Genomic DNA, 12,750 nt, shown 5'->3' on the forward strand with positions numbered 1-12,750 from the left:
TTTAACCAAAGGCATTAATTGGAACCTTAAAGTAACGAACGCCGTTATCTTCAGCGTCGGGCAAAAATCCAGCCCGCATGTTTACTTGTAAGGATGGGATAATTAAACGCGGCATATCTAGTGTCGCGTCTCGCTGTTCTCTTAATGAAACAAAGTCTACTTTCTTTATTTCTGTCGAGATATGAACGTTTTTGTTTTTCTGCTCTCCAACGGTAGAGACGAACTCCAGTTCACGACCATCAGGTTGGTAGTCGTGGCACATATAAAGGCGTGTTTCATCGGGAAGGGAAAATATCTTCTGAATAGAGTCATACAAAACGCTCACGCTACTGCCAGGAAAATCACACCGTGCCGTGCCCGAATCAGGCATAAATAAGGTATCGCCAACGAAAGCTGCATCACCAATAACATGCGTCACACAAGCGGGGGTATGCCCAAGAGTAAACAGCGCAATGCACTCAATATTGCCAATCTTATATTGCTCGTCCATGGCAAACAGATAGTCGAACTGCGATCCATCGCGAGCAAATTTGCTACCTTCATTGAAGATTTTTCCGAAGCAGTCTTGAACCGTCAAGATCTGTTCTACGATCGCTAATCTTCCCCCTAACCTCTCTTTTATATATGGTGCTGCTGATAAATGATCCGCATGCACGCGCGTCTCAATGATCCATTCGAGAGACAAAGATTTATTTTGCACATAACGGATAAGTCTATCTGCACTATCATGCGAGATTCGACCAGACGCGTAATTAAAATCTAATACTGAATCGATAATTGCACAGTGTTTAATGGTGGGGTCAATAACAATATAAGAAGAGGTGTTTGAATCTTTATCGAAGAAATGAACTATTTCTGGGAGAACCCCAGACTCATCTCTCTTTTTCGCCACGGTAATTATTCCTTAGTTAATTAGTGCAGTTTGCTTCGTAAAAAAATATCGTAGTGAGTATATATCAACGCTATTAAATCAAAAAGATATATGCTTATATCGTTTCACTATATATGGATTTTTATTCGAAAATACCCTCTAGTTGATTAATGAGGATCTCATAATAATGATTCAGCAAAGCTAACTAATTCTTAGAGAAGTAGATATTGCGATAACTCGCTTGGGCATCTTGTTTTGAATTGTCTGTGTCAGTCATGATCGCAATTGCATCAATACGGGATATGCCCTTACCGAAAAACGCCTTAAAGTCTTCTTTCAAATTGCGTTTCTCGGTATACCAAGTCCCTGACGCCGAACTTGCATTTTTTACGGGAACCATTTGGGCGTTGTCGCCGGCAAAGGCATTTGGCCAAGCATCTTTGCTCGTAGCGCTAGAAGACCAAACATAGTTTAGTGCGATCGTATTCCAGAAAAACAAACCACCATCAACAACAACATACATTCGTGCAACATAATCATCACCTGACTTACTTTGCTCATCTAATGCAGCTAAGCTCTTATCGGACCTCCACTCCCAATTCAAGTAAGGAAATTCGTTAATATCGATATCTTGTTTCAAAAACAGGCCTGACGCACTTGCATTGCTGATTGCCCTCAAGAATGACGCTCCGTCACTATCACGCTCGAGCATATACTGCGTCTCTCCCTCAAATGACTTTGACTCCCATTGTTTTAGGTCGTCTTCTGAGGGAGACAAAACTGATAAGGTCTCTGCATAAACCGCCTTACTTGCACCAAGCAATACCGCTAATAAAAAGCTCATGACTAAACGAGCTGCTTTTACTCCACGCATTTTCATACCCTACAATTGTTTAGAGGACACTATAGACAAATTATGACTGCAAAGTTCCTCGCACAAAAACTGTAGACAATAAAAAAGGAGCTCTTCGGCTCCTTGTAATAGAAATGACGGCGTTTTTATTTAGCGATATCTTCAAGAATACTAGAAAAATCCTTCTTTCCTTCTCCTGAATCTTGCTTATCGACATACATGTCATGTGCAGCACGACCTAGAGGCGTTTTACTTGAAGTTTCGACAGCATTCTCCATCGCCAAGCCTAAGTCTTTGGCCATTAGATCTACCATAAAACCCGGTCGATAATCATTCGAGGCAGGGCTTGTCGGCATAACATTGGGATAAGGATTATATTTTTCTAGGCTCCAATTTTTTCCAGAACTAGCCAGCATGATTTCAGACAATACAGATGGATCTAGCCCATTGTTTGCGCCTAGATTTAATGCCTCAGATGTTCCGATCATGTGTATTGCTAGCAGCATGTTGTTACACATTTTGGCAACCTGCCCCGCACCTTCAGGACCTGCATGGAATATATTAGCCCCCATTGCGCCTAAGATAGGTTGCGCCTTTTCAAAGGCAACAGCATCCCCACCACACATAAACGTTAAACTACCCGCAGCTGCTGCGGCAACGCCTCCGGAGACTGGCGCATCAACCATATCGATACCGTTTTCACGACAAGCGTCGTGCACGCTTCTGGCTGTTGCGGCATCAATCGTTGAGGAATCAATAATCAGAGGCTTGTTGCTGAGCTGTTCGAGCAAACCCTGTTTGGCATTTGGCTCGCCTAAAAATAGAGAAGCCACATGCTTTCCAGCAGGGAGCATTGTAATAATGACGTCTGATGCTTTTACCGCATCCTCCAAAGACTGCGCTTTATGCGCGCCTTCTCTAACTAAGCTTTCAACGAGCTCAGGCATCAAATCAATCGCATAAACCGAATGACCGGCCTTGATCAAATTCAAAGCCATTGGGCCGCCCATATTACCGAGACCAACAAACGTAATCGTTGCCATAATTTATCCTTGTTTTTATCAGCAAATTAAAAATGAAATGCTTCTTACTTTAACGAGATACTCATGTTCGGGCCGGATGACTGATTTTCCGTAGCTTTCCAGTTTGAGGTCACGGTTTTAGTTTCGGTATAAAACCTGACGGCTTGTTTTCCATAAGCATGCAAGTCACCCATAAAAGAACCTTTCCAGCCAGTGAACGAGAAAAACGGCAAAGGAACAGGTATAGGCAAATTAATACCCACTTGACCAACTTCAACCTCGTGCTGATAACGGCGAGCACTGATCCCAGACTGAGTAAATATAGACGTACCGTTGCCATAAGGACTGCTGTTAACCAAATCCAAGGCTGCATCCAGAGAATCAACATTAATACAACATACTACTGGGCCGAATATTTCTTGTTGATATATATCCATATCAGTAGAAACATCTTTAAAGAGCGTCGGCCCGACCCAGTTTCCATCTGGATATCCGTCAACAACGACGCCTCGCCCATCAACTAAACATGTCGCTCCTTGCGTAATTCCAGACTCGATCAATGACTCAATTCTTTGTTTGCTTGCCGGTGTAATCACCGGACCAAACGCAGCATTAGGGTCATCCCACGCACCTGGATTCACATTTCTCAAGCGCTCTGCTAAGTCGTCAGCCCACTTAATTGTTTCGCCGACAAATACAATGACACTAATCGCCATACAACGCTGTCCTGCAGCGCCTACCGTAGCGCCCACTAGTGCATTCATTACAGTTGCCTTATCGGCATCAGGCATAACAACCATATGATTCTTGGCACCCGCGAAGCATTGAGCGCGCTTTAACTGATTGGTTGCCGTGCGATACACGTGCGCAGCGACCGGCACAGAGCCAACAAAAGATGTCGCGACAACGTCTTCATGATTTAAGAGATAATTAACCTGATCCTTGTCGCCATGGATCACTTGAACCAAACCTGCAGGTGCGCCCGCTTCTACAAACAACTCTATTAAACGCATGGTTGCCAACGGGACCTGTTCAGACGGTTTGAGAATCATAGCGTTGCCGCATGCCGTCGCCATCGGAAACATCCACAAAGGAATCATGGCGGGGAAGTTAAATGGCGTAATGCCAAGCGTAACGCCGAGTGACTGCGTGATACTGTACGTATCAACCTCTCGCGCAACATTCTCAACCGTTTCCCCCATAACTAAGCTAGGAATATTGCACGCCTGCTCGACGACCTCTATTCCACGCCAAACATCGCCCATAGCATCTTCGATGTTCTTACCTGTGTCGACCGCTAAGATTTCTGCTATCTCGCGCTGCTTCTCTTTTAATAGGTGTTGATAGCGAAACATTAAACGAGAACGATCCGTCACTGCAGTATTTTTCCAAGCTTTATAGGCTTGTTTAGCGCCTTCAATAGCTAGCTCCATTTCAGCTTCAGACGCGCATGGCACTTCAGCAAGGACTTCTTGGGTTGCTGGATTTAATACAGGTAATTTGTTTTGGCTTGTGCTTTCAACGAACTCGCCGTTTATCAACAAAGGGACTTGAACTGGCATAGATATTCCTAACAGGTTTTATTTTTATTCAACTTAGTAACTCTACTCTAGTTTAAATACATAGGACTGATCAAAACTTGCTTTTTAACTGATCAATGTGGACAAACACTTTGAAGATAAAGCGCAAATGTCTAAACCGTAAACTCCTGTTAGTCCAATGGATATATTCGACTCACTAAGATTTAGACTCGAATTATCAACAGTCATTGGCCATGCTTAAGCTTGCACTAAAAATATTAGTTACGATTTTCGTTATCTTGGTACTTACAATCATTACTGTTCTAAGCAGTATTGATGTTAATGACTATAAAAGAGACATCGAAAACAGTACGAAGGACCGTTTCGGTTTAACTATAAAAATTGATGGGGAATTGAAGCTTTCTTGGTGGCCTCTCGGTGTAACCCTTGACTCTCTCAGTATTCTAGATCAAGAGGGGCAAGTATTTACTCAGGTATCACAGATCGACCTATCGATAGACACGCTCAGCTTGCTCAAGCTCGCCCCTGAAATTAACGGAATTTATTCAAACGGCGCTCATATTCATCTGTATGTCGACGAATCTGGAAATCGTAATTGGGATCTTTTGACTGAAGGCGGTAAACCGGTCGATGAAGAGTCACAAAAAACAGATAGTTCAGTTGTCACCACCGACAATACAAATCTGAAACCTACAAGCACAGAGTTGGCGACGATACCATTTTTGGCAAAGCATATTCATATTCAAAACTATCGAGTGGACTACATAAACGCGCAAAGCTCTCTGAATATCTCACTTCACAGCTTTGACTTAGAAGTGAATAATGCAAGACTAGATGAGGATTTTCCTATTCAATTCAGCTTCACTTATGAAGACAAGCTACAAGGGACACGCTACTTCAACAGCCTCAGAACAAAAGCAAATATCAGCGCTGAACGTCAAATGCTATCACTCATTGGACTTGAAAATAATCTCGACCTTTCTGGGATACTGCCTAATAAGAAAACCATACAGCTCTCGCTAACTGGAAACTTTGAGTATGACCTGAAAGGTGACACACTAAACGCTTCGAGCATGCAGGTCAGTGGCGCCAGCATTGCTTTAGATACTCAATTTGTCGCCAAGAAGCTTCGCACCAGTCCTGATATAACGGGCATGATTCACGTTGCACCCTTTGCTCTTGCAAATGTAAACCAATACTTAGGTTTAAATTTACCGATTAACGACAAAGCCTTTAAAAACATAGGAGTTGATGCTCCATTTACATTTCGTTCAGGAACTTTACAGAGCACTAATTTCGACTTAGCGTTCGACGAATCAAAGTTCTTGGGTTCAATTAAAGCGCGCCCAGCTGCCAACTTTTATGACATCTCATTGGCTGGCGATCAGGCGGTTATAGACAACTACCTCGCTGCCATAATTCCTTCGCAAAAGCAGGTTACCGCGCCACATATCGCTGCAATTGAATCAAATAACGAAGCAGTCAAACAGATCTTGCCATTGGACTTCATCCAAAAGGCGGACATCTCCTTTAATCTCGTGCAAGACAAACTGAGATATCAGCACATTGAGGCTTCAGGGATAAAAACATCGATTTTGATAAACAACGGCCGTATAAGAAGCACTAATGAAGCCTCAGTCGCGAACGGAAGTATCACAGCCGCCGCAGTCGTGAATGTACAACTGCCCAATCCAGTTTGGGATCTTAGCATTGATGCGAATAGTCTTATTGTTGGAGAACTTATGCCGCCTACTCTGCAAACAAACGATATTTCCTTTGCAGGTACACTTGATCTAAATGGCGCCATATCCCTGACGGGTAACACCATCCCAGATCTTAAAGCTACTAACTCAGGAAGTGTTCAAGCTGAACTTCAACAGGGTCGTGTGGACGGAATAAATATTGATGCTTGGCTCTGTAAAGGCATTTCATATATTAATAATGACAAATATGACATTGAGAAAGCGGGCTCTTCAACGAGCATCAAAAAGCTAACAAGTACAATCGAGTTAAACAACTCCGTCATACAAACCCAACATACAAAGCTTAATTCGAATAGCACGAACACAATCGTAAATGGTACTGCTGATATTCTAAATCAATCATATGAAGCTAACTTTTACATAAAACCTGAAGCGAACGGCGCAACACATGCCTGTCGCATCAATCCAAAACTTCAGAACATTAGCATTCCTTTAACATGCCAAGGCAAGCTAATTGCCAATCAACATCGTTGCGACATCAACTACAGCGCACTGAAGCAGCAAGTTCAAAATGCAGCTATTGATGAAGCAAAGCGCAAAACAGAAAAAGAGCTTGATCGCGTCATCAATAAGCATCGTGAACGCTTGGACGGCATCATTGGGAAAGATAACGAAGCCGTAGACAAGATTAAAGACAGCCTTCTTAAGCTATTTAATTAAGTAACTCGCCTTTCGTTTTTATTAACTTTCAGCAAATAAGCCTTTCGGCCGATCAAAATACGCCCCATCCAAAACTAATATCTATCTTAACGAAACAGAGATGTTTCAGGGTTTTCATTTCCCTCCTTAGTTATTAGTTTGTTTAACCTCAGCGGCGATGGTCTTGTTCGGCGACCACGCCGCTTTTTTTTGGCCGAATGTCAGACATAAAAAAACCGGTAACAAGTACCGGTTTTTTATTGACGCTAAATAAGACTTAGAAGTTTTCAGCTTCAAGCGCCATCGTATCTTCACTACCAGACTTAATCGTCTCAAGAAGAGAAAGAGTCCTTGGAAGAAGACGACTAAAGAAGAAGTTAGCAGTCTTAAGCTTATTCGCATAGAACACATCTTCTTCAACTTTAGGTGCTGCTTTTGCAACCATGCGTGCCCACATGTAGCCGTATGCAGTTAGACCAAATAAATCCAAGTACTCAACCGCTGCTGCGCCGATCGCATCTGCGTCGCCCTGTGTTGCACCAATTACATATTCAGTCGCTTCAGTTAAGCGATCTAAAGCTGCAGAAAGTTGATCAAGCTTGCCAGCCAACGCAGGATTGCCTGATTCAGCAGCAATGAACTCTTTTACTTCGCTAGCAAATAGCTCATATAGTTTGCCACCATTAGCAACAACTTTACGCCCCATCAAGTCCATTGCTTGAACGCCATTAGTACCTTCATATATTTGCGTGATACGCGTGTCACGAACTAGTTGCTCTTGACCCCACTCACGAATAAAGCCATGACCACCAAATACTTGCTGACCAGCAACACAAGAATCTAATGCGCGGTCTGTCATGTATGCTTTAGCGATTGGCGTGAGAAGTGCAATCATTGCATTTGCATGCTTAATCTGATCGGCATCATCAGAGAACTTAGCAATGTCGAGGTAACTTGCAACGTAGGTAGAGAAAGCACGCGAGCCTTCTGTGTAAGCCTTCATAGTAAGAAGCATACGACGAACGTCAGCGTGAACGATAATCGGGTCAGCTTGCTTTTCAGTATTAACAGGACCTGTTGCTGCACGACCTTGAATACGATCAAGTGCGTATTCACGTGCGTTTTGGTAAGAGCGCTCTGCTGCGGCGAAACCTTGAATACCAACACTCAAGCGTTCGTAGTTCATCATTGTAAACATAGCCAAAAGACCTTTGTTTACTTCGCCGACCAACCAACCTTGCGCACCATCAAAGTTCATAACACAGGTACCGGAAGCTTTAATACCCATCTTGTGTTCGATTGAACCACAAGTAACATTATTGTTTTCACCTACAACGCCGTTGTTATCAACACTGTTACGCGGCACTAGGAAAAGAGAAATACCTTTTGATCCAGCTGGCGCATCCGGAAGTTTCGCAAGCACTAGATGAATGATGTTATCAGTCAGGTCATTTTCACCACCTGTGATAAAGATCTTCGTACCAGTAATGCTGTATGAACCGTCGGCATTTGGCTCAGCCTTGGTGCGAATCATACCAAGATCTGTACCTGAGTGAGGCTCAGTCAAATCCATAGCACCTGTCCATTCACCTGAATACATTTTTGGCAGGTATTTTTGCTTAAGCTCTTCTGAAGCGTGCGCATCAATTGCCAATGCCGCACCAGAAGTCAAACACACATATAGACCGAATGAGATGTCAGCAGAGTAAAGCATCTCTTCATACTGAGCGCCCAACATTTTAGGCATGCCCATACCTTCGTAAACTGGGTTACCAGTCAAACCTGACCAACCACCTTCAGCAAACGTTTTATATGCATTTACAAAGCCTGCAGGTACAGTGACTTTACCGTTATCAAAGTGACAACCTTCTTCATCAGCTTCACGACTCAATGGTGCAATCAACGAAGCTGTAATTTTTCCAGCCTCTTCTAAAATTGCATCAGCAGTTTCCATGTCAATGACATCTTGTGTGCCTGCCAATGAACCCCAAAGTTTTTCTGCTTCAAACACTTCATTCATTACGAAGCGAATATCTTGAAGGGGCGCTTTGTACTCTGCCATTTCCTAATCCTCAATTAATTCTTTGTGTTTATCTATGAGCTAAAGCGCTCAAAGAACGCCGTCAGCCAAAAAAATCGCGCGCATTATAACGCAAAAAAGCCCGCAAAGCGGGCTTTTTCATGAATAATGACAATTAGAATGCGAAGTTTTCTTCGTCGATTGCCATCATCGAGTCGCTACCTGCAGCAATCATCTGCGCGTGTGCAGCTGTGCGTGGAAGGATACGATCGAAGTAGAACTGTGCAGTTTGTACTTTAGCTGTATAGAAACCAGTTTCAGTAGTACCAGCGTCTAGCTTTTCTTGAGCAACTTTAACCATTTGCGCCCAGAAATATGCCAAGCATACGTAACCAGAGTACATTAGGAAGTCTACAGAAGCCGCACCAACTTCATCACGGTTCTTCATAGCATTCATGCCAACTTTCATTGTGATGTCGCCCCACTCTTTGTTAAGAGTAGTTAGTTTCTCGATGAATGGTTTCAAGGCTTCGTTACCTTCGTTAGCCTGGCAGAACTTATGTACCTGCTTAGTGAAGTTGCGAAGTGATGCACCCTGGCTCATAAGGATCTTACGACCAAGTAAGTCAAGCGCCTGAATACCAGTAGTTCCTTCATAAAGAAGTGCGATACGCGTATCACGAACAATTTGCTCCATGCCCCATTCAGCAATGAAACCGTGGCCACCGAATACTTGTAAACCGTGGTTAGCAGCTTCAAAACCAGCTTCAGTACAGAATGCTTTCAAGATTGGCGTCAAGAAGCCAAGCATCTCATCAGCAGCTTTCTGATCTTCACCTTCACCGTGAGCAACTAGGTCAGCCTGTTGAGCTGCATAGTAGATCATCGCACGAGAGCCTTCCGCGATAGCTTTCTGAGTAAGAAGCATACGACGAACGTCAGGGTGCACGATGATTTGGTCAGCTTTACCTTCTGGGTTCTTAGGACCAGTCAATGAACGCATCGCCAAACGATCTTTAGCGTATGTAAGTGCACCTTGGAAAGAACCTTCCGCAGCCGCAAGACCTTGAATAGAAGTACCGATACGCGCAACGTTCATGAACGTAAACATGCAGTTTAGGCCCTTGTTTTCTGGACCAATCAACCAACCTTTCGCGCCATCGAAGTTCATCACACAAGTTGAGTTACCGTGAATACCCATCTTGTGCTCAATAGAACCACAAGAAACAGCATTACGCTCACCTGCTTCACCGTTTGCATCAGGAAGACACTTAGGAACGACGAACAAAGAAATACCTTTTGTACCTTCCGGAGCACCTGGAAGACGTGCCAGTACGATATGAACGATGTTATCGACCATGTCGTGCTCACCAGCAGAGATAAAGATCTTAGTACCAGTGATAGCATAAGAACCGTCAGCGTTTGGCTCAGCTTTAGTAGTAAGGATACCTAGGTCAGAACCACATTGCGGCTCAGTCAAACACATAGTACCTGTCCACTCACCAGAGATAAGTTTAGTCAGGTAAGTCTCTTGCTGCTCAGGTGTTCCGTGCTCTTCAAGTGTTGCACGTGCACCGTGAGATAAACCAGGGTACATACCCCATGCCCAATTAGCAGTACCAACCATTTCACTGAGAATGATGTTGATCGATTCTGGAAGACCTTGACCACCGTGCTCAACAGGAGCGTTCATTGAAGGCCATCCGCCTTCTACGTACTGCTGATATGCTTCTTTAAAACCAGTCGGCGTTTTAACACCGTCTTCGCTCCAAGTACAACCTTCTTGGTCACCTGATTGATTAATAGGTGCAAGAACTTCTTCACAGAACTTAGCGCCTTCAGCAACGATCGCATCGATCATGTCAGGAGTTGCATCAGTCGCACCGATGTTTTGGTAGTGCTGTTCGCTATCAAGCACTTCGTCCATTAAGAACTTAATGTCTCTTAGGGGAGCTTTATATTCTGGCATAACGTTACCTCAATTTTATTCGGTTTCGTTTGAAAACTAATTAAATTTCAAAGCCCGTGTTAACAGTACACGTGCCGGTTTCGACTCTAAATCAAACGAGTGTTTGAAACATACGTTCGCTTGTATGCTTTGTCAAGCATTACGAGAAACTAAAAGAGAACAAACAGGAGTGCGTCTCGCACAAAAACGCGAACCTTTAAACAAGGGAGAATTAAACGAGGGTTATGCTAGGGTATCGAGAAGAGTACCAAGTACTTCATCCGCGGTGCGAACTACTTGTGATGACGCTTCAATAGAACGTTGATATAAGCGAAGTTCAATGATTGGTTCGACAACATCATTTGTACCATCAGCACCATCTACGGTTCCAGCACGTACGATGTCAGCAGCTGCCTTTTCGGCACCTTCTAACCCTGTGCGTACACCGCTCAATCCGATTTCTGATACTGCATTGATATTCATTTGCCAAACCATTGATTAATTTCTGATCAATTTAATTGAAGCAAAGCTTGGTTGGCTGTGCAAGCATTGAGCCTATCTTTTACACAGTTAAACAATCTAAATGTATATATTTACCAAATTCTGCAGAAACGCTACCTGATTGATGCGGCAAAACACCTAAGCAAGGTGCATTTATAGCTTGGCGCAAAGTATGAACATTTTCATCAAAATAGCTCATTTGGTCTGAAGATTGTTGATTCGCAATCCAACCTGCTAATACAAGCCCGTCATTACGGATCGCTTCTGCGGTCAGTAATGCATGATTCAAACAACCAAGCTTCATTCCAACCACAACAATAACTGGATAACCTAATTCTTTGGCGAGGTCTGCCATGGTTTCGCGAGGACTAATTGGTACTCTCCAACCTCCAGCACCCTCAACAAGCGCGAAGTCTACCTTGCTCATTAACGCGCCGCGCACGTATCCGGTCAATCGCGAAGCGCTAACTGCCTTCTTAGATATACTTGCCGCGATATGCGGCGAACACGCAGTCTCCAGTGCGACTGGATTTACCTGGGCATAAGGCAATTTGACTGATGATGCCTCAATCAAAGCTAATGCGTCTTCGTTTTTCATCTGGCTATCGAGCATTTCACAACCCGCTGCCACCGGCTTTAGCCCTAGGGTGCTCATTCCTTGCCGATACGCTTCTTCTAGCAAGCGACAACTAGAAAAAGTTTTACCTACTTCAGTATCTGTACCGGTTACAAAATATTTTTTCATTAATCACTCATCGTTTTTTCTTAAGCACAAAATACGCAACTTGATAGGTTGCTGGGTAATGCCCCTTTGGATGCCGAAAGTCTTCATATGCTTGAAGTACTCGTTTTAGCTTACCCTTACCTGCAAGCCCCTTTGAGCGACCTCTCGAGATATTATGCGCACCGATCGCTTTTAAATCCTTCATTAAATCCATAGGACGCTGATACTCAACAACTATTGGAGACTGCTTATCAACTAACACTTCATAACCAAGCTCCAACGCAGCGTTGAGGCAAGCCCTATAAGTCATAAACTCGTTTACATGCGTTGCGTCATCGACCCTAGACCATGACGTTTTCAACTCATCCAAAGTGCCATCGACTAAGGTTGAATAGCTTATGACACCACCAGGTTTTAGCGCAGCGTGAGCTTGCTTTAAGGCTGTTTTCAAGTCATTCACCCATTGAAGCGCCAAACTGGAGAAGCAAAAATCGAGAACCTCGGATTGCAAAGCTATATTTTCGGCATCTAGCACTAGAGGATAAAACGCACGTGTTGAAGTCGTTTCGTCAACCAACGCTTCCTCAGACCACCGGCTAAAGGCGTATCGCGCCATCGATTCAGAAATGTCGAGCAACAGCATTTCGGCGAGCTGGAATTTCGTTTTTACATCTGAGGAAAAATACCCAGTGCCGCAACCAAGATCTCCCCCAAGTCCTTGAGGGAAGGAAACATCGCACGCAAGAGTATGCTCAATTAACTGATTACCAACCATTTTCTGTAGATATGCTGAAGCGTCGTAATTTTGAGCGGCTTTACCGAACGAATTTGCTAACTCTGATTTACTCGCTACATTTTGATTGGACAT

10 protein-coding genes are annotated in these 12,750 nt (G+C 43.7%); 1 reads left to right on the forward strand and 9 read right to left on the reverse strand.

Going from position 1 to position 12,750, the window contains the following annotated elements; translation table 11 throughout:
* Position 1: 1 nt before the first annotated feature.
* From A3738_RS05985 to A3738_RS06000, 4 genes are all read right to left on the reverse strand, one after another.
* Positions 2–892, reverse strand: coding sequence for an MBL fold metallo-hydrolase (locus tag A3738_RS05985; protein WP_068479608.1), 891 nt, complete (start codon positions 890–892; stop codon positions 2–4).
* Positions 893–1,076: 184 nt separating this feature from the next.
* Entirely contained in the window at positions 1,077–1,745 is a 669-nt protein-coding gene (locus A3738_RS05990; RefSeq protein WP_231876549.1) for a DUF3047 domain-containing protein, read from the reverse strand.
* Positions 1,746–1,870: 125 nt separating this feature from the next.
* A complete protein-coding gene (mmsB, locus tag A3738_RS05995; RefSeq protein ID WP_068475015.1) occupies positions 1,871–2,767 on the reverse strand; it encodes a 3-hydroxyisobutyrate dehydrogenase in 897 nt (298 codons plus the stop codon).
* Between the two features lie 44 nt (positions 2,768–2,811).
* Entirely contained in the window at positions 2,812–4,308 is a 1,497-nt protein-coding gene (locus A3738_RS06000; protein WP_068479606.1) for a CoA-acylating methylmalonate-semialdehyde dehydrogenase, read from the reverse strand.
* Between the two features lie 212 nt (positions 4,309–4,520).
* On the opposite strand from A3738_RS06000, the gene A3738_RS06005 reads away from it, so the two are divergent.
* A complete protein-coding gene (locus tag A3738_RS06005; protein ID WP_068502653.1) occupies positions 4,521–6,710 on the forward strand; it encodes an AsmA family protein in 2,190 nt (729 codons plus the stop codon).
* A 256-nt stretch (positions 6,711–6,966) separates the two neighbouring features.
* Here the strand turns inward: A3738_RS06005 and A3738_RS06010 are convergent, their stop codons facing one another.
* The 5 genes from A3738_RS06010 to bioC form a co-directional block, all read right to left on the reverse strand.
* Positions 6,967–8,751 (reverse strand): acyl-CoA dehydrogenase C-terminal domain-containing protein, encoded by a 1,785-nt coding sequence (locus tag A3738_RS06010; RefSeq protein ID WP_068481304.1) that lies wholly within the window; start codon positions 8,749–8,751, stop codon positions 6,967–6,969.
* Positions 8,752–8,884: 133 nt separating this feature from the next.
* Positions 8,885–10,678 carry an acyl-CoA dehydrogenase C-terminal domain-containing protein gene (locus A3738_RS06015; RefSeq protein WP_068481677.1) on the reverse strand — a complete coding sequence of 598 codons (1,794 nt, stop codon included), beginning with the start codon at positions 10,676–10,678 and terminating at the stop codon, positions 8,885–8,887.
* Positions 10,679–10,900: 222 nt separating this feature from the next.
* Positions 10,901–11,140, reverse strand: a complete 240-nt coding sequence (locus A3738_RS06020; protein ID WP_068481689.1) for a flagellar biosynthesis protein FlgE — start codon at positions 11,138–11,140, stop codon at positions 10,901–10,903.
* A gap of 79 nt (positions 11,141–11,219) precedes the next feature.
* Entirely contained in the window at positions 11,220–11,903 is a 684-nt protein-coding gene (gene bioD, locus A3738_RS06025; protein ID WP_068474759.1) for a dethiobiotin synthase, read from the reverse strand.
* A gap of 7 nt (positions 11,904–11,910) precedes the next feature.
* Entirely contained in the window at positions 11,911–12,750 is an 840-nt protein-coding gene (gene bioC, locus A3738_RS06030; protein WP_068502656.1) for a malonyl-ACP O-methyltransferase BioC, read from the reverse strand.

It is taken from the genome of Oleiphilus sp. HI0066, from assembly GCF_001635725.1.